We start from the raw sequence: 23,712 nt of genomic DNA on the forward strand, positions 1-23,712 counted from the left end.
AAGGAAGATGAAAGTGACCGACCTGCAGATCCCCGCCGACCTCAAGCCCGCCGACGGCCGCTTCGGTGCCGGCCCGTCGAAGATCCAGCCCAGCCACCTGGACGCGCTCGCGGCGACCGGCGACAAGCTGATGGGCACCTCCCACCGCCAGGCTCCGGTGAAGAACACCGTCGGCCGTGTGCGGGACGGTCTCGCGTCCTTCTTCGACCTTCCCGACGGCTACGAGGTCGTGCTCGGCAACGGCGGCGCCACCGCGTTCTGGGACATCGCCGTGTTCGGCCTCATCGAGAAGAAGAGCCAGCACCTCACCTTCGGTGAGTTCTCGAGCAAGTTCGCCGGCTCGGTCAAGGCCGCGCCGTGGCTCGACGCCCCCAGCGTCATCTCGTCCGACCCCGGCTCGCGGCCCGAGGCCGTCGCCGAGGCCGGCGTCGACGTCTACGGCTGGGCGCACAACGAGACCTCGACCGCCGTCATGGCCCCCGTGGTCCGCCCCGAGGGCGCCGACGCCGGCTCCCTGGTCCTCATCGACGCCACCTCGGGCGCCGGCGGCCTGCCGGTCGACCTCAACCAGGTCGACACCTACTACTTCGCGCCGCAGAAGTGCTTCGCCTCCGACGGCGGGATCTACTTCGCGATCATGTCGCCGGCCGCGATCGAGCGCGCCGAGCGGATCGCCGCCTCCGACCGCTACGTCCCGCCGTTCTTCGACCTGAAGACCGCGATCGACAACAGCCGGCTCAACCAGACCTACAACACCCCGTCGGTCGCCACGATCTTCCTCATGGCCGAGCAGCTCGACTGGATGAACAGCCTGGGCGGCCTCAAGGGCATGGTCGAGCGGACCACCGAGTCGAGCAACAACCTCTACGGCTGGGCGGAGCGGACGTCGTACACGACGCCGTACGTCCCGAACCCCGCGGACCGTTCGCTGGTGATCGGCACCATCGACTTCGACGACTCCATCGACGCCGCCGCGATCGCGAAGACGCTGCGCGCCAACGGCATCGTCGACACCGAGCCCTACCGCAAGTTGGGCCGCAACCAGCTCCGCATCGCGATGTACCCGGCGATCGACCCTGCCGACATCGAGGCGCTCACGAAGTGCATCGACTACGTGGTCGAGAACAGCTGATCACAGCCGAGCGCTGACCAGGTCGTACGTCGACCTGCCGAACGCGACGACCCGGGCCATCTCCACCTCGGTGGGGGTGGCCCGGAGCGTCTCCAGCGCCGCGTCGACGGCGTCGTCGAGGGGCCAACCGTAGGCACCGGCACTGATCAGCGGGAACGCGACCGACCTGGCGCCCAGCTCGTCGGCCACCTCGAGCGCTCGGCGGTAGCAGGACGTCAGCAGCGACCGGTCGGTCTCGCCGCGGGTGCGGTTGGGGCCGACGACGTGGATCACCCAGCGGGCCGTCATCTCCCCGGCCGTCGTCCATCCCGCGTCGCCGGTCGCGAGGCCGTCGGGGAACCGCCGACGGCAGTCCTCCAGCACCGCCGGTCCGCCGGCCCGGTGGATCGCGCCGTCGACACCGGCGCCGCCCCGCATCGCGCGATTGGCGGCGTTGACCACGGCGTCGACGTCCTGCTGAGTGATGTCGCCCTCGACGACCTCGATGTCCATGACGCCGAGCCTGCCACTACCCGAGCAGTCGGAGCACGGCCCGCTCGAGTGCGGCCTGCCGCTGGTCCGGTCCGTCGTACGTCCGCCGGACGGCCGTGCGGATGGTGTTGCCTTCCTCGTAGGCATCGACCACCCGCGGGTCGACGTACGACGAGCGCGCCAAGGTCGGCGTGTTGCCCAGGTACTCGGCGACCTCCCGCATGGTGGCCGCGACGGCACGCTTCCGGGCGGTCCGGCTGGCCTCGGGTCCCGGCGCCTCGGCGAGCGCCGCCGCGGCGATGACCGTCGCGTGCCAGGTGCGGAAGTCCTTGGCGCTCGCCTCCATCCCGGTCGCGTCGCGCAGGTAGTCGTTGACGAGGTCGGGGGTGAGCGAGCGCCACCGGCGACCGACACGGAAGGCCAGCAACGTGGGGTCGTCGGCGGACCGGCGCCGTCGCATCCTGTCGAGCAGCTCGATCACCACCGGGTCGTCGACCTCGATCCGGTGCTCGACACCCGACTTCCCGGTGAAGTTGAAGACGAGCACGTCCTTGTTGCGCCGCACGTGGCGCCGTTGCAGGGTGGTCAGACCGAAGGAGCCGTTCTCGAGCGCGTACACGTCGTTGCCGATGCGGAAGTAGCCGAGGTCGAGCAGACGCACGGCCAGCGCGCACCCGACGTCCTCGCCGAAGTCACCCAGCGCCAGGTCGAGGAGCACGCGTTCCCTGACCCGCGGCAACCGGCGTCCGAACCGCAGCACCCGGTCGTACTTCTCCTGGGATCGCTGCTCCACCCACGCCGGGTGGTAGATGTACTGCCGACGACCGGCGTCGTCGGTGCCGACCGCCTGCAGGTGGCCGCGCGGGTGCGGGCAGATCCAGACGTCCTGCCAGGCCGGCGGGATCACCAGTGCCCTGCACCGCTCGGCCTCCTCGCCGTCCAACCGCACACCGTGCTCGTCGAGGTAGACCCACCCGCGACCGGCGCGCCGGCGGGACCAACCCAGCTGGTCGGGAGAGGTACGGCGCAGCACGGGCACGGAGCGAAGGTAACCCGACCGGCCTCGCGTAGACGCCAGCCGTTCCGCAGCGGGCGACCCCGCCGGTCCTGCACCTCGGCTGAGCGACCTCAGACGAGGGTGAGGGAGACGACCGCCTCGGAGCCCTCGGCGAGGCCCTCCGCCGTACGGACGGCCTTCTTCACGGGCAGCACGTAGGTCCGTTGCTCGGTGCTGGGGAACACCGAGGTGCGCCAGGTCGTCGCGCCGACGGTGACCTCGACGCGCACGCTGCCGAAGCCCTTGCCGGGGCCCGCGGTCGCCTCGATCTCGTCGGACACGTCGAACGGCAGGCTGACGAAGAACCAGGACCCCGACGTCTCCTCGTCCTTGGCGAGCCACCGCCACAGCGGAGCGGTGAAGTCGTAGGTCGTCACGCCGCCATCGTGGCAGCGACCGCGGACAACGGGGGCGTCACTTCTTCGAGGCGAAGCGGGCGAAGCCCAGCAGCACCCCGACCGCCAGGAAACCGCCGATCCACCACGGCCACCACGGCCGGTCTGCGGGATCGGGCTCCGGCGCGACCACCCCGTCGTCGGCGGGACGATCGCCGCGGGCGGGGTCACCCTCGTCCTCCGGGGGCGCGACGCCGTCGATCTCGTCCTGGAGCGCCTGCGGCAGCTCGATCCGCAGGACCTCGGTGAACTGGCCCTCGGAGCTGACGAAGACCTCACCGTCCTCGTCGACCGCGATGCCCTCGCCCTGCGGCTGGAACGGCAGGTCGACCTCGCCGACCTCCTCGAGCGACGGCCAGCGATAGACCGTCGCGGAGCTGTAGCCCCGGAGCACGACGTGCTCGCCGTCGGGGAAGAACGCCCCGTCGGTCGCGATCGGCATCGCCTCGCCGATCTCGCGGAGCCGGTTGGGCCCGTCGGGGTCCAGCTCCGCCGGCGCGGCATAGACCTGGCCGATGAACTCCTTGGCGACGACGAGCACCTGCCCGGTCCGCGGGTGCACGAGCAGCGCCTCGGCGTCGTGGGCGTCGTCGGGGTAGCGCAGCTCGTAGGACGTCGGCGTCACGGCGCCGTCCTCGCCGAACGGCACCCGCACCAGCTCGATCCCGTCACGCTGGTCGATGTTGTCGCCGATGTCGCCGACGAGGACGTCCCCGTCGGGGGTGGGCGCGATCGCCTCGACGTCGAACGGCTCCCCGACCCAGGTGGTGACGGCGACCGTCTCCCCCGTCGCGGGGTCGACCGTGAACACCCGGCCGCCGTCACCGGAGTCGTTGACCGTGGCGAACAGCCCGTCGCGCGCCACCAGGCCGCTCGACTCGATGATCGCAGGGTCGGCGAACGTGAACGCCACCTCGTCCGCGGCCGTCGTGCTCGAGGTCGACGGGGCCGCGGCGGCGAAGCCGAGGCCGAAGGGCAGCGCCGCCAGGGCGAGCAGGATCTTCTCCACCCGGCTCACCTCGCTTCCGTGGTGTCGGTGGGCAGCCCGGGCTGCCCCGGGAGCCCCAGCAGGACCGCGAGCCGCGGCGTCACCTGCCAGCTGGCGACGAGGTCGTCGTACTCCTGCCGCAGCGCGGGGTCGGCGCTCGCCCCGGTGCGGACGGCGCGCAGCAGGGTGTTGCGCGGCGTGTGCTGGCTCTCCACGAACTGCATGACGTCGACACGGTAGCCGCGCTGGCGCAGCAGCATCTCCCGCACCGCATCGGTCAACGTGTCGGCGAAGCGCTCGCGGAGGATGCCGTGCCGGGTCAAGGAGGTGTAGGGCGGCGGGGTCGGGGCGGTGCGCAGCTGGGCGGCGAGGTCGTGGTGGCAGCAGGGCGCGGCGAGGACGACCGGCGCCTCCCACGCGACCGCTCGGGCGAGCGCCTCGTCGGTGGCGGTGTCGCAGGCGTGCAGGGCGAGGACGACGTCGGGCCGCTCGTCGCGCTCGGGGAGGATCGCACCGTCGATGGTGCCGACGACGAAGTCGGCGTCGATGCCGAGGTCGGCGGCCAGCCGGGCGTTGTGGTCGGCCGACTGCTGCTTCACGTCGACCCCGACCAGCCGGACCGGGACGCCGCGGTGCTCGGTGAGGAAGCGATGGGCGGCGAAGGTGAGGTAGCCGTTGCCGCAGCCCAGGTCGACGATCCGCAGCGGATCGTCGGCGGTCGGCTTCCGGAGCCGGCCGGTGGCCCGGGCGTCGGCGATCGTCGTGTCGAGGATCCGGACGAACTCCTCGACCTGACGGTACTTCGCCTGCCGGCTGGGCTTGATCCGGCCCTGCGCGTCAGCCAGGCCGAGCGCGACGAGGACCGGGTCGTCGCCCGGCAGCAGCCGCTCCTTCTCCCGGTCGTGGGAGCGTTCCGCGACGACGGCGTCAGCGCGGTCGGCGGTGTGGGTGATGACGTCGAGCTTCTTGGTGACCCGGGTCTGGTGCACCTGGGTGGTGGTCTCGACGTGCCAGTTGCCGAACGGCTCCGCGAGCAGGGCGTCGACCGCAGCCGCGGCCGCCTCGCCGAGGGCATGGTTGGCGGTGTGCGCCTGGGTGGCGTCGTACGTCGTGACCTGGAGGTGGCGACCGGACTTGAGGTCGACCCACCGCAGCTCCGCGCGGCGCCACTGCGGCTGACGGCCCTTCTGGCGTCCCGAGGCCAGGCCGCGCACGAGGTCGTCGGCGGCGAGGAGCCGGTCCCGGACCCGAGCCAGCCCGGTCTCGAGGCTGTCGGTGGTGGATCCCATCGTCAGGCCCTCACTTGAGCAGCGCGGCCACGACGACGATCACGAGCAGGGCGCCCAGCGCGACCGGGATGACGAGTCGACGGTGGCGGGGGTTCACCGGGCAAATCTAGCGGCCGCGCGTGAGGAGCTCGGCCAGGTGCAGGGCCTGGACGCCCTCGAGGTCGTCGAGCTGGAGCGCGCAGGACAGACCGTCGGCCAGCACCACGGTGGCGGGATCGGCCGCCAGCGCGGTCCGCACGGCCGGCAGCAGGTGGGACTCCGCGATGGCGACGGACGTCTCGTAGTGACCCTTCTCGACGCCCCAGTTCCCCGCGAGGCCGCAGCAGCCGGGCACCACGGTCACGGTCGCGCCGGCCCGTTCGAGGAGCGCTCGATCGGCGGCCCAGCCGAGCACCGACGAGTGATGGCAGTGCGGCTGGGCGACGACCCGGACGTCGCTGAGGTCGGGCAACGGCAGGTCGAGGCGGGTGATGAGCTCGGCGAGCGTCACGACACCGAGACCGGCGTCCGAGCGCAGCGCGGCCGTGCAGGACGGCTCGACCCCGAGGACCGGCACTCCGCTGTCGAGGTACGGCGTCAGGGTCGCCCGGGTGCGGTCGAGGATCCGCTCCGCCGCGTCGCGCTGTCCGGTCGACGTCCACGTCAGCGCGCAGCACGCCCGCTCGTCGATGACCCGGGCGGTCAGTCCGGCGCTCTCGAGGTAGGTGAGCGCCGCGAGGCCGGGGCCCGTGCGGAAGTACTCGGTGAACGAGTCGGCCCACACCCAGACGTCCACGCCGCCCGCCCGGCCCTGGACCTTCTCCAGGGTCGACGTCGGCGCGGCCTTGCGCAGTCGCGGTGTCGCGAGCGGCGGCAGCGACCGGCGCGCGTCCATCCCGGCGACCGCCTTGGCGAGCGACGCGAACGGCCCGCCCTTGAGCGCCAGGTTGCCGGCCCGGGCCAGCGGCGCCCCGAGCCGCGCCCACCGCGGCAGCCGGCCCATCACGTAGTGCGAGCGCGGCCGCCTCCGGCCGGCGTAGGCCTGGTGCAGGACCTCGGACTTGTGCTCGGCCATGTCGACCCCGGTCGGACAGTCCGACGCGCAGCCCTTGCACGACAGGCAGAGGTCGAGCGCCTCGAGGACCGCCGGGTCGGTGAGACCGCCGGCCAGACCGCCGGTCACCGCCTCCTGGAGGACGCGGGCGCGACCCCGGGTCGAGTCCTTCTCCTCACGGGTCGCCACGTAGGACGGGCACATCACCCCCGCGGGAGACGGGGCGACGCACTTCCCGACGCCGGTGCAGCGGTGGACCGCCTCGGCGATGTCCCCGCTGACGAGGAGCGGGAGCACCGGCCGCAGGTCGGCGTCGAGCGGACGGGGGTCGACGAGGACCCCGGGGTTGAGCAGGTCCTGCGGGTCGCACGCGTGCTTGACCGCCCGGAACAGCGACAGCGAGCGCTCGTCGTACATCAGCGGGAGGAGCTCGGAGCGGGCACGGCCGTCACCGTGCTCGCCGGACAAGGACCCACCGTGCTCGCGCAGGCGCTCTGCGCACGCGAAGAGGAACTCCCGGAACGCGCCGGCCCCGCCGGAGAAGTCGAAGTCGATCCGGACGTGCACGCAGCCGTCGCCGAAGTGGCCGTACGGCACCCCGTCGAGGCCGTGGGTCCGCAGCAGGCCGTCGAAGTCGCGCAGCCAGGCGCCGAGCCGATCGGGCGGGACGGCAGCGTCCTCCCAACCGCTGTAGGCCGGGCGGGACAGGCTTCGCGCGGCGAGCCCGGCACCGTCCTCGCGGATCCGCCACAGTGCCGCCGCCTCGGCGGCCGAGCTCACGACCCGCGACGCGAGCGCACCCGACACCCCCGCGAGCGTCGCGACCGCACCGGCCCGCTCCGGGCCCGCGACCTCGACGAACAGCCAGCCGGCGCCGGCCGGGAGGTCGGGGACCGCCCCGCCACGCGCCCGCACCAGGTCGACGATCCGCGAGTCGAGGCCCTCGCACGCGACCATTCGGGCGTCTCCGGCGACGGAGGCGAGCAGCACGGGCACTGCGTCGGCCGCCTCGATCATCGACGGGTAGCCGAGCACGAGCAGGTCGCGTTCCTCCTCGGGCACCAGCGCGACGGTGACCTCGCGGAGCAGACCGAGGGTCCCCTCGGAGCCGGCGAGGAACCGCGGGACGGAGAGCCGCTCGGGCAGCAGGTGCTCGAGGGAGTAGCCCGACACCTGGCGGGAGAACCGGCCGAACGAGGTCCGCACGTGGCCCAGCTCCGCGGCGACCACGGCAGCCAGCCGTGCCTCGACCTCCCCGGGAGCCGCGGCGCGGTCGCCCCACAGCACGTCGGCCGCGACGACGGTGTCGGCGGATCGCCCGTAGCCGAGCGCGCGGGATCCGCACGCGTTGTTGCCGACCATGCCGCCGATCGTGCAGCGGGTGTGGGTCGAGGGGTCCGGTCCGTAGCGGAGCCCGTGGGGCGCGGCCGCCTTCTGGAGCGCGGCGTGCACGATGCCCGGCTCCACCCGGGCGGTCCGCGCCTCGGCGTCGATCTCGAGCACCCGGTCGAGCCGGCGCAGGTCCACGACGATCCCCTCGCCGACCGCGTTGCCCGCGATCGACGTACCGGCGCCGCGTGCGGTCACCGACGTGCCAGCAAGCGCCGCCACCTCGAGCACGGCCTCCAGGTCGTCACGGTGCCGCGGCCGGGCGACCGCCGTCGGCAGCACCCGGTAGACCGAGGCGTCGGAGGAGTAGAGGGCGCGGGTCAGGCTCGAGTCGTCGGCATCCACGCCACGGCGGGCCAGCTCGGCCACCACACCCTGCGCGTCGTCCACCTGCGCCAATCTAGTGGTGTCCCTCTCAACCGGCTGCCGCGGCCGGTCACCCAGGCGTTCGCCCGAGCGGCGCTGCCGAAGTTTTACCTGCGTGGTCCACCGTCCCTCAGCGCGCAGGCGCGCCGCGATCTACGTTCGAGACGGACTTCCCTGACGCTCCCTCAGAGACCCGCCGGAGGCACGCATGATCCGCACGCTGGCCCGTACCGTCCTCGCGCTGATCTGTGCGCTCGTCGCCGCGGCCGCCCTCGCCGGAGGGCCTCCGGCCACCGGCGCCGGCGGTGCCAGCGGCGAGCCGGGCAGGGCGGTCTCGTCCGTGGCCGTGGAGACGGTGTCCGCTGCCATGGACGGCGGTTGGTACCACACCTGCGGCCTGCGCAGCACCGGCACCGTGCTGTGCTGGGGACGCAACACCAACGGCGAGTCCACCCCGGCGAGCGGGACCTTCTCCCAGGTCGCCGCCGGCTTCGACAACACCTGTGGCCTGCGCACCGACGGCACCGTCTCCTGCTGGGGTGCCAACCAGCTCGGCCAGTCCACCCCACCTCCGGGGATGTACACCGGGGTCACCGCCGGCACCGGCCATGCGTGCGGCGTACGACGAGGATCGGCGATCTGCTGGGGCGACAACAGCTACGGCGAGGGGACCGTGCCACCGGGCGCCTTCACTACCCTCGCCGCCGGCGGCAACCACACCTGCGGGCTGGAGGTCGACGGCACGGTGTCCTGCTGGGGCGACGGCTCCTTCGGCCAGTCCACCGCTCCGACCGGCACGTTCATCGCCTTGTCCGCCGGGACGGTCCACACCTGCGGGCTCCGCTCGACGGGCACGGTGGCCTGCTGGGGCCTCGACTTCTACGGCCAGGTGAGCGCGCCGACGGGCACCTTCACCAAGATCGACTCCGGCCTCACCCACACGTGCGGGCTCCGGTCCAACGGCACCGTGGCCTGCTGGGGCAGCGGCGCCGGCGTCGTGCCGACAGGCATCTTCGTGAACGTCATGGCGGGCTCGTACCACAGCTGCGCGGTCCGCCCCAGCGGCACCGCGGTCTGCTGGGGGCTTGACGACGAGAACCAGGCGTCGCCCTCCCCGACGGCCAAGTTCCTGGTCCCGGCAGTCAGCGCCGGCAACGGCAGCACCTGCGGCATCACCCCGGGCGGCCTCGTCAACTGCTGGGGACCCGCCGCCGACCCGGTGGTCACCGACACCCCGTCCGGTGCCTACACCTCGATCAGCGACGGCGGCGGCCATGCCTGCGGGCTCAAGGCCAACGCCACGTTGTCGTGCTGGGGGTCCGACGCCGCCGGCGAGGCGAGCCCGCCGACCGGTGCGTTCATCAGTGTGAGCGCGGGCGCCGACCACTCCTGCGGCGTCCGCGTCAGCAGCGCCCTCGTGTGCTGGGGCGACGACGCCTTCAACCGAGCGACTCCCCCGGCCGGCGCCGGCTACCTCCAGGTGACCGCGGGCAGCCTGCACAGCTGTGCGATCCGGACCACCGGCACGGTCGAGTGCTGGGGCAGCGACGGTTCCGGCCGGGCGACCCCGCCGACCGGCCGCTTCGACATCGTCAGCGCCGGCACGGCCCACACCTGCGGCCTGCGCACCACCGGCACCCTCGCCTGCTGGGGCAGCACCACGATGGGCCAGACCGACGCCCCGACCGGCGCGTTCGTGAGCCTCAGCGCCAAGGGCACCCACAGTTGCGGGGTCCGCGCCTCCGGGGCGATCGTCTGCTGGGGCTCCACCGGCTTCGGCAAGGCCACCCCGCCCGCCGGCACCTTCCGCACCGTCAGCGTCGGCGCCGACCACAGCTGCGCCGTACGCACCAACGGCAACGTCGTCTGCTGGGGCCGCAACAACAACGGTCAGACCACCGTCCCCGGCACCTTCAGCTGACCCCGAACCCGCACACTTCGGTCCACGAACCCGCAAGGTTCGGCCCCCGAACCCGCAAAGTTCGGAGCTCGCCGTTGCCGGTCAGCCCACATCCTGCGGACTCAACGACCAAAGCCTGCGGGTTCGTCGACCGAACCCCGCAAGTTCGGCGGTGTCACCAGTGGTGGAGGGAGGAGCCGATGATGGTGGCGAGGTCGGCCTCGGTGACGGGCTTGGGGGCGGTGGCGAGGAGGCGTTGCTGTTGTACGGCGCCGCCGACGAGGTCGTCGACGTCGGACTCGCCGTAGCCGACCTCGCCGAGCCCGTTGGGGGTGCCGATGTCGCGCATGAGCGTCGCCAACGTGCGGGGCAGCACGTCCGGGCCGCTGCCCTCGGCAGCGGGGTCCAGCAGGCGGGCGGCCCGCAGGTGCCGGTCCGGGGCGGCGTCGAAGGTGAACCGGAACGCCTCGGGCGCGGTCAACGCGACCGCCATGCCGTGCGGCACGATCGGCTCCACGCCCGGGTAGCCCGCGGGCCGGAAGTCCCGCACCCGACCGGCGATCGGGTAGGCGTTGGCGTGCGGGATGTGGACGCCGGCGTTGCCGAAGCCGAGCCCGGCGAACGTCGCCGCGAGCGACATCTGCTCCGCGACCTCCGGCGCCATACCGCCCTCCCGCACCGCGTCGCGGAACGCGCCGGCGAGCAGGCCGAGCGCCCGCTCGGACCACAGGTCCGCGATCGGGTTGGAGCCGCAGTACGGCACGCGCTGCTCGGGCTGCTTGGCGTCGAAGTCCCCGTACCAGCGGGCCGTGTAGCTCTCCAGCGCGTGGCAGAGGATGTCCATCCCGGCCGCGGCGGTGACGCCGGCGGGCTGGGTCGCGGTCAGGTCGGGGTCGACGACGGCGAGCCGCGGCCGCAGCGCCGGGTGGCTGATGCCCGTCTTCACCTTGAGCGCGAGCACGTCCATCACGCAGATCGTCGTGCTCTCGCTGCCCGTGCCGGTCGTGGTCGGTACGGCGACGAGCGGGAGCAGCGGCTGCTGCGGCGCCCTCGCCTTCCCGACCGGGGCGTTGATGTAGTCCATGAGGTCACCGGGGTTCGTCACCAGGAGCGCGACCGCTTTGGCGGTGTCGATCGACGACCCGCCCCCGACCGCGACGACGGCGTCGAACGGTCCCTCGGCGCGGGCGAACTCCACCGCGTGGGTGAGCGACTCGTCGGTCGGCTCGACGTGGGTCTCGTCGTACGTCGTCACCTCGATCCCGCGCCCGGTCATCGCCTCGGCGACCCGCGCCGGGTGGCCGGCCGCGACCACTCCCGCGTCGGTCACGAGCAGCACCCGTCGGGCTCCCCAGCCCGCCAGGTCGTAGCCGATCTCGCGGGAGGCGCCCCGCCCGAACTTGAGTGCGGGAGCGGCATACGTGAAGACGGTCTCGGTCACCGGCACAACCTAGCGCCGCGCCGCGGGACTTGGCCGAATCGTCTGCCGGCGACACCACGCCGTGCGACGGTGAGCAGGTGCCACGGACCTCGCACCGCCCTCGTCGTACGCCGGTGGCCGTCGCGCTGATCGTTGCCACCTTCGTCCTCGGGTGGCTCGCGCCGCTCGGAGCGAGCGCCGAGTCGCCCGCCGCGGCGTCGGCAGCCGGCGCGGTCGTGGGCCGGATCGACGCCGGCGCGGCCCACAGCTGCGGGATCCGGAGCGACGGGACCCTCGCCTGCTGGGGAGCCGACAGCGACGGCCAGCAGACCCCGCCGTCGGGCGTCTTCACCAGCGTGACGAGCGGGTTCCGGCACAGCTGCGCCCTCCGGACGACCGGGACGGTGGCCTGCTGGGGTCTCGACAACAACGACCAGGCCAGCCCGCCGACGGGCGCCTTCGTCGCGCTCTCCGCCGGCTTCGGCCACACGTGCGGGATCCGCTCGAGCGGTCGGGTCGGGTGCTGGGGCGCCGACCTCGCCGGCCAGTCGTCCCCACCGTCGGGCGTCTTCATCGCGGTCGCGGCCGGCTACGCGAACACCTGCGGCGTGCGGGTCAACGGCGCGATCGCCTGCTGGGGCGGCGACTCCGAGGGACAGTCCTCACCGCCGTCGGGCGGTTTCACCGCGGTCGCCGTGGGCGACGCGCACGCGTGCGGCATCCGTACGACGGGCGCGGTGACCTGCTGGGGCGACAACACCGCCAGTCAGGCGGCGCCGCCCGCGGGGACCTTCACCGCCGTGACCGCCGGCCCGCTCGACACCTGCGCGCTGCGGGCGAGCGGCACGATCGCGTGCTGGGGCGACAACACCTACGGCCAGCGCAACGCCCCGAGCGGCACGTTCACCGCGGTCACACTCGGCGACCTGCACGCCTGCGCCGTCCGGACCACCGGTACGACGACGTGCTGGGGCGAGGCCGACGAGGACCGCACCACCCCGCCGGCCGGGTCGCTCCAGGTGCTCACGGTCGGCGCGGGCAACGAGAGCAGCTGCGGGGTCGCGGCCAACGGGACCCTGGACTGTTGGGGCAGCCCGACCGACCCGGTGGTCACGGGGGCCCCGACCGGCTACTTCACCGCGGTGAGCGGCGGACTCGGCGGCCACGCGTGTGCCGTGCGGTCCAACCGCAGGGTCATCTGCTGGGGCACGAACACCGCGGGCCAGGCGACGGCGCCGTCCGGCACCTTCGCGGCCGTGTCGGTAGGGAGCAGCCACACGTGTGCGTTGCGGCCCGCCGGCACGATCGCCTGCTGGGGCTCGGCGACCCAGGGCAAGACCAACGCCCCCGCGGGCGGCTTCCGGGTCGTGTCCGCGGGCGCCACCGCCTCGTGCGCCGTCGCGGCCAGCGGCGACCTCGACTGCTGGGGCTCGAGCTCCGGCGGCCAGTCGACGCCGCCAGCGGGCGCGTTCCGGTCGGTGTCCGTGGGGAGCGGCTTCGCCTGCGCCGTCCGCGCCAGCGGCTCCCTGGCGTGCTGGGGCGCCGACGGCAGCGGCCAGGCCTCGCCCCCGTCCGGCAGCTACGTGGCTGTGTCGGCCGGGCGGGACCACGCCTGCGCGGTGAGCGGTACCGGCGTGGTGCGTTGCTGGGGTGCGACCGGCTACGGCAAGGCGACTCCCCCCGGGGACCGTTTCCTCGCCGTCGACGCCGGCGCGAACCACACCTGCGGGCTGCGCGTCGACGGCACCGCCCGGTGCTGGGGGCGCAACCACCTCGGCCAGACGACGGTGCCGGGCTGGCTCGTCTAGTGGTGTGCGGCTCAGCGAGCGGCGGCGACGGCGGCGGTGACGAGTCTGCTGTAGCGGGTCGCGTCGTCGGCGATCTCGGTGAACGGCACCCACGCGACCGCGTCGGTGGTCCCGTCGACCTCCACGACGCGCGGCTCGACGTCGGTCGGCACCGTCGCGCGATAGACGATCCGGATGGCGTGGAAGTCCTCGCGCCGGCCGTTGGGCGCGGTGCCGGTGAAGTGGTGGTCGTCCACGGTCAGCAACGGGCCGAGCTCACCGTCGAGACCGCACTCCTCGTGCAGCTCGCGCAGGACGGTCGCCGCGGGCGACTCGCCGTGGTCGACCCCGCCGCCGGGCAGGGTCCAGACGCCCGGGTGCGGCCCGAGCGCGGAGTTCCGGGTGAGCAGCAGGGCGCCGTCGCGCTCGACGTAGGCGTACGCCGCCACCCGCTGGCGCCGGTGCGGGAGCAGCCGCTCGAGCGCGTCGATGACGAGGCCGACGGTCGGCAGGCTGCCGTCGAGGACGGCCGCGAGCGGCTGCCAGGCGGCCTCGACGGTCGAGCCGTCGACCTCGACGACGTGCGGCGCGGGGGCGTCCGCGGCGACCCAGCCGTCGTACACGATCCGCACGGAGTGGGCGTCGACCCGCCGGCCGCGACGCCAGGTGTCGGGGAGGTGCATCGAGAACACGTGCGAGGTGTCGCCGACCTCGGCGCGCAGCCCGGTCTCCTCGTGGATCTCGCGGACGACCGCCGCCCGGGGGTCCTCCCCGTGGTCGACGCCGCCGCCGGGAAGCGTCCACAGCTCGTGTCGCGTCACCCGTTCCGCGAGCCGGCTGAGCAGGATCTGGTCGCCGCGGACGATGACGGCGTACGCCGCCAACCGCTGTACCCGCTGCCCCATGCCGTCCTCCTCGCCGACGCCCAACCTACTGCCCCGCCCCTCTGAGCGGCTCGGTCACGCGACCTGCTCAGGAGAAGGGGGGACGCTCGTCGCGGGTGAGCGACGTGCGTCCGGCCCAGCGCCACACCCGGGCGGCCCGGTCACGGTCCTCGTCGGTGACCAGGTTGCCCATCCAGCGCAGGGCGAGGGTCATCAGCAGGTCGGAGCGCATGCCGATCGGCCCGAGCGCGTTGACCACGCGCGGCCGGGTGGCGACGCCGGCCAGCCGGCGGGCGATCGAGAACGACTCGCCGTAGTGCTCGCGGAGCACCGCCGGCCAGACGATCCCGAGGTCGCTGCCCGGCTGCTCGACCATGAGCTCGGCGATGAACCGGCCCGACTCCAGCCCGTAGTCGATGCCTTCACCGTTGAGCGGGTTGACGCACGCCGCCGCGTCGCCGATGAGGGCCCAGTTGGGGCCCGCGACGTTGGACACGGCGCCTCCCATCGGCAGCAGCGCGGAGGTCTCGGCCCGCAGGTCGCCCTCGAGCCCGAACCCTTCGCGGCACTGCTCGGCGTAGAGGCGCATCAACGGCTTGACGGCCACGTCGGTCGGTCGCTGCGCGGTCGCCAGGGTGCCCGCGCCGATGTTCACCTCGCCGTTGCCGAGCGGGAAGATCCAGCCGTAGCCGGGGACGACCTTGCCGTCCGCGTCGCGGAGCTCGAGGTGGGAGCTGATCCAGGGGTCGTCGCTCATCGACGAGGCGACGTAGGAGCGTCCGGCGACGCCGTAGACGGTGTCGCGGTGCCACTCCCGGCCGAGGATCTTGCCGAGCGGCGAGCGGACGCCGTCGGCGACGACCAGCCGCTGGCACTCGATCTCGAACCGCTCGCCACCGCGGGTGCCGCGCTCGAAGACGACGGCGGCGACGCGGCCGCCCTCGAGCCGTACGTCGACCGCCCGGGCGCCGTCGATGCCGATGGCGCCGGACTTGAGCGCCGTCGTCCGCAGGTGGTCGTCGAGCTCGGTCCGGGCGACCGCGCTCCCCCAGTCCGGCAGGGTGCCGCCCGGCCACGGGAGGTGGAGCGTCTGGCCGAAGCCGTGGGCACGCAGGCCCTGGTTGACCGTGTGCGCGCGCAGCCAGTCGGTCAGCCCGAGCCGCCCGAGCTCGCCGATCGCGCGCGGGGTGAGCCCGTCGCCGCAGGTCTTGTCGCGCGGGAACACCGCCGCGTCGGCGAGGACGACGTCGAGCCCGAGGCGCGCGGACCAGGCCGCGGCGGCGGACCCGGCGGGGCCCGCGCCCACGACGAGCACGTCGGTGCGCTGGGGAGTCGTCATGCCGCTCATTCTCTCAGGCGACAGGAAAGCACGAGGCCCCGCCTCACCCCGGAGGGTGCGACGGGGCCTCGTGGCCGACTGGCTCAGTTCTGGTAGGAACCGAAGTCGAAGTCGTCCAGCGCGACGGCCTGGCCGCCGGTGCTGCCGAACTCGTAGTCGTAGGACTCGTAGCCGGTCACCGCGTAGGCCGCCTGACGCGCCTCCTCGGTGGGCTCGACCCGGATGGCGCGGTAGCGCTCCAGACCGGTTCCCGCCGGGATCAGCTTGCCGATGATCACGTTCTCCTTCAGACCGCGCAGCGAGTCCGAGCGACCGTTGATCGCGGCGTCGGTGAGCACTCGGGTGGTCTCCTGGAAGGAGGCCGCCGAGAGCCACGACTCCGTGGCGAGCGACGCCTTGGTGATGCCCATGAGCTCCGGGCGGCCCGAGGCCGGCTTGGAGCCCTCGGAGACGACCCGACGGTTCTCCTCCTCGAAGAGCACCCGGTCGACCAGGTCGGACGGCAGCAGGTTGGTCTCGCCCGACTCGAGCACCGTGATCCGGCGCAGCATCTGCCGCACGATGATCTCGATGTGCTTGTCGTGGATCGACACACCCTGGCTCCGGTAGACCTCCTGGACCTCGTCGACGAGGTGCTGCTGGGTCCGACGAACGCCGAGGATGCGCAGCACCTCCTTCGGGTCCGGGGTGCCCTGCGTGAGCATCGCGCCGACCTCGATGTGGTCGCCGTCGGCCACGAGGAGCCGCGAGCGGCGGGAGACGACGTACTCCTTCACGTCGCTGCCGTCGTCGGGGGTGACGAGGACCTTGCGGGCCTTGTCGGTCTCCTCGATCTGGACGCGGCCGGCGGCCTCGGAGATCGGCGAGACACCCTTGGGCGTACGGGCCTCGAACAGCTCGACGACGCGGGGCAGACCCTGCGTGATGTCGTCGGCCGAGGCCACACCACCGGTGTGGAACGTACGCATCGTCAGCTGCGTGCCGGGCTCACCGATCGACTGGGCGGCGATGATGCCGACCGCCTCGCCGATGTCGACGAGCTTGCCGGTGGCCAGCGAGCGGCCGTAGCACTTCGCGCAGGTACCGGTGCGGGCGTCGCAGGTGAGGACCGAGCGGACGACGACCGTCTCGATGCCGGCCTCGATGAGCTCGGCGATCTTGACGTCACCGAGGTCGTCACCGGCGGCGGCGAGGATCTCGCCGGTCGTCGGGTGGGCGACCTCGACGGCCGAGGTACGGGCGTAGGCCGCGGTCTCGGCGTTCTCGTCCTTCGTGACGACACCGTTGTCGCCGCGGACGCCGATGACCTTCGGCAGACCGCGCTCGGTGCCACAGTCGTCCTCACGGATGATGACGTCCTGCGACACGTCGACCAGACGGCGGGTCAGGTAGCCCGAGTCGGCCGTCCGCAGCGCGGTGTCGGCCAGACCCTTGCGGGCACCGTGGGTCGAGATGAAGTACTCGAGCACGGAGAGACCCTCGCGGAAGTTGGCCTTGATCGGCCGCGGGATGATCTCGCCCTTCGGGTTGGCCACCAGACCACGCATGGCGCCGACCTGACGGATCTGGTTGAAGTTGCCGGAGGCGCCGGAGGTGACCTGCATGAAGATCGGGTTCTTCTTGTCGAAGGCCTTCTCCATGGCGTCACCGACCTGCTTGCCGGCCTCGGTCCAGATCTCGATGAGCTCCTGACGACGCTCGTCGTCGGTGATCAGACCACGCTCGAACTGGGTCTGGATCTTCGCGGCCTTGGCCTCGAAGCCCGAGAGCAGCTCGGCCTTGTTGGACGGCGTCGTGACGTCGGCGATGGACACGGTGACACCCGAGCGCGTGGCCCAGTGGAAACCGGTGTCCTTGAGGGCGTCCAGCGAGGCCGCGACCTCGACCTTGCCGTACCGCTCGGCGAGGTCGTTGACGATCGCCCCGAGCTGCTTCTTGCCCACCTCGTAGTTCACGAAGGGGTAGTCCGCCGGCAGGGTGTCGTTGAAGAGCGACCGGCCCAGGGTGGTCTCGAGGGTGATCGCCTCGCCCGGCTCGACGCCCTCGACGACGGCGTCGGTGAACCGGATCTTGACCTTGCTCTGGAGCGTGATCTCCTTCCGGTCGAACGCCATGATCGCCTCGGCCGGCGAGGAGAACATCCGGCCCTCGCCCACAGCGCCCTCACGGTCGGTCGTGATGAAGAACAGACCGATGATCATGTCCTGGGTCGGCATGGTGACCGGCCGGCCGTCGGACGGCTTGAGGATGTTGTTGGTCGACAGCATCAGGATCCGCGCCTCGGCCTGCGCCTCGGCGGACAGCGGCAGGTGCACCGCCATCTGGTCACCGTCGAAGTCCGCGTTGAACGCGGTGCAGACGAGCGGGTGGATCTGGATGGCCTTGCCCTCGATCAGCTGGGGCTCGAAGGCCTGGATGCCGAGGCGGTGCAGCGTGGGCGCACGGTTGAGCAGCACGGGGTGCTCGGTGATGACCTCTTCGAGGACGTCCCACACGACCGGACGGGCGCGCTCGACCATCCGCTTGGCCGACTTGATGTTCTGCGCGTGCGACAGGTCGACGAGGCGCTTCATCACGAACGGCTTGAACAGCTCCAGCGCCATCTGCTTCGGCAGACCGCACTGGTGCAGCTTGAGCTGCGGACCGGAGACGATGACCGAACGGCCGGAGTAGTCGACGCGCTTGCCGAGCAGGTTCTGACGGAAGCGACCCTGCTTGCCCTTGAGCATGTCGGACAGCGACTTCAGCGGCCGGTTGCCCGGGCCGGTGACGGGACGACCACGGCGACCGTTGTCGAACAGCGAGTCGACGGCCTCCTGGAGCATCCGCTTCTCGTTGTTGACGATGATCTCGGGAGCACCGAGGTCGAGCAGGCGCTTGAGCCGGTTGTTCCGGTTGATCACGCGGCGGTACAGGTCGTTGAGGTCGGACGTCGCGAAACGGCCACCGTCGAGCTGCACCATCGGACGAAGGTCCGGCGGGATGACCGGGACGGCGTCCAGGACCATGCCTTGGGGCTTGTTGCCGGTCTTGCGGAAGGCGTCGACGACCTTGAGGCGCTTGAGGGCGCGGACCTTGCGCTGGCCCTTGCCGGTCGCGATGGTCTCGCGCAGCGACTCGACCTCGGCCTCGATGTCGAAGCTCTCGAGGCGCTTCTGGATCGCCGTGGCGCCCATGTGGCCCTCGAAGTACTTGCCGAACCAGTTCTTCATCTCGCGGTAGAGGACCTCGTCACCCATGAGGTCCTGCACCTTGAGGCTCTTGAACGTGTCCCAGACCTCCTCGAGGCGGGCGATCTCGGCCTCGGAGCGCTTGCGCACCTGAGCCATCTCCCGCTCGGCGCCGTCCTTGACCTTGCGCTTCTGGTCGGCCTTGGCACCCTCGGCCTCGAGGGCCGCGAGGTCCTCCTCGAGCTTCTTGGCGCGGTCGTTGATCGCACCGTCGAGGCGGTCGGTGAGCATCTTGCGCTGCTGGCCGACCTTGGCCTCGAGCGAGGACAGGTCACGGTGACGCGCGTCCTCGTCGACGGCGGTGATCATGTAGGCCGCGAAGTAGATGACCTTCTCGAGGTCCTTCGGGGCCAGGTCGAGCAGGTAGCCGAGCCGGCTCGGGACACCCTTGAAGTACCAGATGTGGGTGACCGGAGCGGCGAGCTCGATGTGGCCCATCCGCTCGCGACGGACCTTGGACCGGGTCACCTCGACGCCGCAGCGCTCGCAGATGATGCCCTTGAAGCGCACCCGCTTGTACTTGCCGCAGTAGCACTCCCAGTCCCGGGTGGGACCGAAGATCTTCTCGCAGAAGAGGCCGTCACGCTCGGGCTTGAGCGTGCGGTAGTTGATGGTCTCCGGCTTCTTGACCTCGCCGTGGCTCCACGTGCGGATGTCCTCCGCGGTGGCCAGGCCGATCTGAAGCTGGTCGAAGAAGTTAACGTCGAGCACGATGGCTGCTGTCCTTCGTTAGTTCTGAAGAGTTGAGGCTGGGGACTGAGGGAGGCGGCGCGCCCGGGGGCGCGCCGCCGTCTCACTCAGACTTCTTCGACGGAGCTGGGCTCGCGACGGGACAGGTCGATGCCGAGCTCTTCAGCAGCGCGGAAGACGTCCTCCTCCGCGTCGCGCATCTCGATGGCGGTGCCGTCCTGGGACAGGACCTCCACGTTGAGGCAGAGCGACTGCATCTCCTTGACGAGAACCTTGAACGACTCGGGGATACCGGAGTCGGGGATGTTCTCGCCCTTCACGATCGCCTCGTAGACCTTGACCCGGCCCGGCACGTCGTCGGACTTGATGGTCAGGAGCTCCTGGAGGGCGTAGGCGGCGCCGTACGCCTCCATCGCCCAGACCTCCATCTCACCGAAGCGCTGGCCACCGAACTGGGCCTTACCGCCGAGCGGCTGCTGGGTGATCATCGAGTACGGACCGGTCGAGCGCGCGTGGATCTTGTCGTCGACGAGGTGGTGGAGCTTGAGGATGTACATGTAGCCCACCGACACCGGGTCCGTGAACGGCTCGCCGGAGCGACCGTCGAAGAGCCGGGCCTTGCCGTCCTCGCCGATCAGGCGGACGCCGTCACGGGTCGGCAGCGTCGCGCCGAGCAGGCCGATGATCTCGTCCTCCCGCGCACCGTCGAAGACGGGCGTGGCGACCTTCGTGTTGGGCTCGGCCTTGTCGACACCGATCGAGATCAGCCGCTGCTTCCAGTCGGAGTTCTCGGGGTCACCCGACAGGTTGATGTCCCAACCCTGCTTGCCCAGCCAGCCGAGGTGCAGCTCGAGGATCTGACCGATGTTCATGCGTCGCGGCACACCCAGCGGGTTGAGCACGACGTCGACGGGGGTCCCGTCCTCCATGAACGGCATGTCCTCGATCGGCAGGATCTTGGCGATGACGCCCTTGTTGCCGTGACGGCCGGCGAGCTTGTCGCCCACCGAGATCTTCCGCTTCTGGGCGACGTAGACCCGCACCAGCTGGTTGACACCCGGGGGCAGCTCGTCGCCGTCCTCGCGGTCGAACACGCGGACGCCGATGACCGTGCCGGACTCACCGTGCGGCACCTTCATCGAGGTGTCGCGGACCTCGCGCGCCTTCTCACCGAAGATCGCGCGGAGCAGCCGCTCCTCCGGCGTCAGCTCGGTCTCACCCTTCGGGGTGACCTTGCCGACCAGGATGTCACCGGTCGTGACCTCGGCGCCGATGCGGATGATGCCGCGCTCGTCGAGGTCGGCCAGCATCTCCTCGGAGACGTTCGGGATGTCCCGGGTGATCTCCTCGGGCCCGAGCTTGGTGTCGCGGGCGTCGACCTCGTGCTCCTCGATGTGGATCGAGGTGAGGACGTCCTCCTGCACCAGGCGCTGGCTGAGGATGATCGCGTCCTCGTAGTTGTGGCCCTCCCACGGCATGAACGCCACGAGGAGGTTGGTGCCCAGCGCCATCTCGGCGTTGTCGGTGCAGGGACCGTCGGCGATCGGCGAACCGACCTCGAGACGGTCACCGACGACGACCAGCGGGCGCTGGTTGATGCACGTGCCCTGGTTGGAGCGGCGGAACTTGGCCAGCTTGTAGGTCTGGTAGGTCCCGTCGTCGTTCATGACCTCGACGAGGTCGGCGGAGACACCCTGCACGACACCGGCGTTGGTCGCCACGAGGACGTCGCCGGCGTCGACCGCGGCACGGAACTCGATGCCGGTGCCGACGATCGGGCTGTCGCTCCGGATGAGCGGGACGGCCTGACGCTGCATGTTGGCGCCCATGAGCGCACGGTTGGCGTCGTCGTGCTCGAGGAACGGGATCAGGGCCGTCGCGACCGACACCATCTGGCGCGGCGAGACGTCCATGTAGTCGACCTCCTCGCCCGGGATCTCGGAGACCTCACCCTGGCGAAGCCGGACCAGCACGCGCTCCTCGGCGAACTTGCCGTTCTTGTCGAGCACGGCGTTGGCCTGGGCGATGACGTGCTTGTCCTCGTCGTCCGCGGTCAGGTAGTCGATCTGGTCGGTGACGACACCCTTGACGACCTTGCGGTACGGCGTCTCGACGAACCCGAACGGGTTGATCCGGCCGTAGGACGCGAGCGAGCCGATCAGACCGATGTTCGGGCCTTCCGGCGTCTCGATCGGGCACATGCGGCCGTAGTGCGACGGGTGAACGTCACGGACCTCCATGCCGGCGCGGTCGCGGGACAGACCACCGGGGCCGAGCGCCGAGAGGCGACGCTTGTGCGTCAGTCCGGCGATCGGGTTGGTCTGGTCCATGAACTGCGAGAGCTGCGAGGTTCCGAAGAACTCCTTCAGCGCCGCGACGACCGGGCGGATGTTGATCAGCGACTGCGGCGTGATGGCCTCGACGTCCTGGGTCGTCATCCGCTCGCGGACGACGCGCTCCATGCGGGCCAGACCGGTGCGCAGCTGGTTCTGGATCAGCTCGCCGACGGTCCGCATCCGGCGGTTGCCGAAGTGGTCGATGTCGTCGGAGCTGATCGGGAGGGCGGCGTCGATCGGGGTCGCCAGCTCGGTGCGGCCGTCGTGCAGCGCGACGATGTAACGGATCGTCGCCACCATGTCCGAGATGGTCATGGTCTGCTGGTCGAAGGCCTGGTCCTGGCCGAGCTTCTTGTTGATCTTGTAGCGACCGACCTTGGCCAGGTCGTAGCGCTTCGGGTTGAAGTAGTAGTTCTTCAGGAGCGTCAGCGCGGCCTCACGCGTCGGCGGCTCGCCCGGGCGCAGCTTGCGGTAGATGTCGAGCAGCGCGTCGTCAGGACCCTGGGTGTTGTCCTTCTCCTCGGTCAGCTGGATCGACTCGAACTGACGGAGGTCGGCCATGACGGCGTCGTAGTCGTAGGCCTCGCCGGTGTCCTCGGCGATCGCCTGGAGCGCCTTGAGCAGGACGGTGACGTTCTGCTTGCGCTTGCGGTCGAGACGGACGCCGACCATGTCGCGCTTGTCGATCTCGAACTCCAGCCACGCACCGCGGCTCGGGATCAGCTTGGCCGTGTAGATGTCCTTGTCGGACGTCTTGTCGGCCGTGCGCTCGAAGTAGACGCCCGGCGAACGGACCAGCTGCGAGACGACGACACGCTCGGTGCCGTTGATGACGAAGGTGCCCTTGGGCGTCATGAGCGGGAAGTCGCCCATGAAGACCGTCTGGCCCTTGATCTCACCGGTCTCGTTGTTGGTGAACTCCGCGGAGACGTAGAGCGGGGCGGAGTAGGTGAGGTCCTTCTCCTTGCACTCGTCGACCGTGTACTTCGGGTCGTAGAAGACCGGGTTCTCGAACGAGAGCGACATCGTCTCGGAGAAGTCCTCGATCGGCGAGATCTCCTCGAAGATCTCCGTGAGGCCGGACTTGTCCGAGACGTCCTCGCCAGCGGCGCGGCGCGCCTCGACGCGACCCTGGTGGGCCGGGTTGCCGACGAGCCAGTCGAAGCTGTCGGTCTGGAGCGAGAGGAGCTGCGGGAGCTCGAGCGGTTCGGAGATCTTTGCGAAAGAGATGCGGGACTTACCGGGGGTGGTGCGCGCGGCCAAGAGGTGTCCTTCGACGGGTTCGCTCTCTGAGTCGCGCCTTCCCCCCACATCTCCAGCCACCGGGCAGGCCGAAGCGCATCTGAGGGCAGGCGCAAAGCGCTACGATACACGAACTCAGGGCGCAATCCAATGCCAGCGCCACCCTCTGTCCAGGAATCTCAACCGGACAGGAACGAGCCTTCGCAGGATCATGCTGTGCCGACCGTCGTCAGGTCAAGCGACAGCCCGGCGCGGCGTGCCCCGGCGAGCGGCTCGGATCAGCCGCAATCATCCTCGGTGCAGATGTCGTCGAGGAGCCAGTCGCCCCCGCTGAGCACCATGTCGAGGGTGGCCCACATCCGCAGCGAGCGCGGCGCCTCGGTGCCCCGCTGGCTGTCCTGGTCGACGAAGACCACGACCGTCGCGCGCTTGCCGTCCTCGGACACCCGGGTCAGCCCGGTGCCGGACACCCGGGCCGTCACGACGACCTTGTCCTCGACGATCTGGTCGGTCAGGGTCGAGCCGTCCTCGGCGGTCTGGGCGAACAGGGCGGTGCGCTTGGCGCCGAACTCCTCGGTCAGGTAGGCCTCCGCCGCGGCGAAGTCCTGGTCGAGGGTCCGGTAGTCGTAGGACAGCACGACCGGTACGGCGTCGGCAGCGACCTCCTCGGCCGTCGTCGCCGCGGTCTCGGCGTCTGCGGCCTGGTCCGCGGTGCTCGCCGGCGAGTCACCGCCGAGGCTGCCGGGCCAGGTCAGGACGACGAC

At 71.4% G+C, this 23,712-nt stretch carries 14 protein-coding genes and 1 pseudogene; 3 read left to right on the forward strand and 12 right to left on the reverse strand.

The genetic code is table 11. The annotated features are described in order from the left end of the window. Positions 1–7: 7 nt before the first annotated feature. A complete protein-coding gene (gene serC / locus H0487_RS07115) occupies positions 8–1,132 on the forward strand; it encodes a phosphoserine transaminase (RefSeq protein ID WP_220793158.1) in 1,125 nt (374 codons plus the stop codon). Here the strand turns inward: serC and H0487_RS07120 are convergent, their stop codons facing one another. From H0487_RS07120 to H0487_RS07140, 6 genes are all read right to left on the reverse strand, one after another. Beyond that, on the reverse strand, positions 1,133–1,624 hold the full coding sequence (locus tag H0487_RS07120; protein WP_183093537.1) for an O-acetyl-ADP-ribose deacetylase: 492 nt from the start codon (positions 1,622–1,624) through the stop codon (positions 1,133–1,135). A 16-nt stretch (positions 1,625–1,640) separates the two neighbouring features. Further along, complete coding sequence (locus H0487_RS07125; protein WP_183093538.1) at positions 1,641–2,642, reverse strand: DNA topoisomerase IB; 1,002 nt, start codon at positions 2,640–2,642, stop codon at positions 1,641–1,643. Positions 2,643–2,731: 89 nt separating this feature from the next. Continuing rightward, positions 2,732–3,037 carry a DUF1905 domain-containing protein gene (locus H0487_RS23270; RefSeq protein ID WP_312855852.1) on the reverse strand — a complete coding sequence of 102 codons (306 nt, stop codon included), beginning with the start codon at positions 3,035–3,037 and terminating at the stop codon, positions 2,732–2,734. 37 nt (positions 3,038–3,074) lie between these two features. Then, positions 3,075–4,064 (reverse strand): YjiK family protein, encoded by a 990-nt coding sequence (locus tag H0487_RS23275; RefSeq protein WP_246383079.1) that lies wholly within the window; start codon positions 4,062–4,064, stop codon positions 3,075–3,077. Positions 4,065–4,069: 5 nt separating this feature from the next. Further along, positions 4,070–5,332, reverse strand: a complete 1,263-nt coding sequence (locus tag H0487_RS07135; RefSeq protein ID WP_183093539.1) for a class I SAM-dependent methyltransferase — start codon at positions 5,330–5,332, stop codon at positions 4,070–4,072. A 106-nt stretch (positions 5,333–5,438) separates the two neighbouring features. Beyond that, positions 5,439–8,144 (reverse strand): FAD-binding and (Fe-S)-binding domain-containing protein, encoded by a 2,706-nt coding sequence (locus tag H0487_RS07140; protein ID WP_183093540.1) that lies wholly within the window; start codon positions 8,142–8,144, stop codon positions 5,439–5,441. 184 nt (positions 8,145–8,328) lie between these two features. Between H0487_RS07140 and H0487_RS07145 the strand changes: the two genes are divergently transcribed. After that, complete coding sequence (locus H0487_RS07145) at positions 8,329–10,041, forward strand: RCC1 domain-containing protein (protein ID WP_183093541.1); 1,713 nt, start codon at positions 8,329–8,331, stop codon at positions 10,039–10,041. Between the two features lie 154 nt (positions 10,042–10,195). On the opposite strand, the gene H0487_RS07150 is transcribed toward H0487_RS07145, so the two are convergent. Further along, a complete protein-coding gene (locus H0487_RS07150; RefSeq protein WP_183093542.1) occupies positions 10,196–11,461 on the reverse strand; it encodes a hydroxyacid-oxoacid transhydrogenase in 1,266 nt (421 codons plus the stop codon). A gap of 77 nt (positions 11,462–11,538) precedes the next feature. On the opposite strand from H0487_RS07150, the gene H0487_RS07155 reads away from it, so the two are divergent. Then, on the forward strand, positions 11,539–13,248 hold the full coding sequence (locus tag H0487_RS07155; RefSeq protein ID WP_183093543.1) for an RCC1 domain-containing protein: 1,710 nt from the start codon (positions 11,539–11,541) through the stop codon (positions 13,246–13,248). An 11-nt stretch (positions 13,249–13,259) separates the two neighbouring features. Here the strand turns inward: H0487_RS07155 and H0487_RS07160 are convergent, their stop codons facing one another. The 5 genes and pseudogenes from H0487_RS07160 to H0487_RS07180 form a co-directional block, all read right to left on the reverse strand. Then, positions 13,260–14,132: an NUDIX domain-containing protein gene (locus H0487_RS07160; protein WP_183093544.1), complete on the reverse strand. Its 873-nt coding sequence runs from the start codon at positions 14,130–14,132 to the stop codon at positions 13,260–13,262. A gap of 67 nt (positions 14,133–14,199) precedes the next feature. Continuing rightward, positions 14,200–15,450: a geranylgeranyl reductase family protein gene (locus H0487_RS07165; protein ID WP_183093545.1), complete on the reverse strand. Its 1,251-nt coding sequence runs from the start codon at positions 15,448–15,450 to the stop codon at positions 14,200–14,202. A gap of 83 nt (positions 15,451–15,533) precedes the next feature. Further along, positions 15,534–19,391 (reverse strand): DNA-directed RNA polymerase subunit beta', encoded by a 3,858-nt coding sequence (locus H0487_RS07170; RefSeq protein WP_183093546.1) that lies wholly within the window; start codon positions 19,389–19,391, stop codon positions 15,534–15,536. An 86-nt stretch (positions 19,392–19,477) separates the two neighbouring features. Beyond that, positions 19,478–22,969, reverse strand: coding sequence for a DNA-directed RNA polymerase subunit beta (rpoB, locus tag H0487_RS07175; protein ID WP_183093547.1), 3,492 nt, complete (start codon positions 22,967–22,969; stop codon positions 19,478–19,480). A 257-nt stretch (positions 22,970–23,226) separates the two neighbouring features. Next, a pseudogene (locus tag H0487_RS07180) lies at positions 23,227–23,712 on the reverse strand (hypothetical protein); the annotation flags it as partial.

Origin of the sequence: Nocardioides stalactiti (genome assembly GCF_014180715.1) — a bacterium.
Classification (GTDB): domain Bacteria; phylum Actinomycetota; class Actinomycetes; order Propionibacteriales; family Nocardioidaceae; genus Nocardioides; species Nocardioides stalactiti.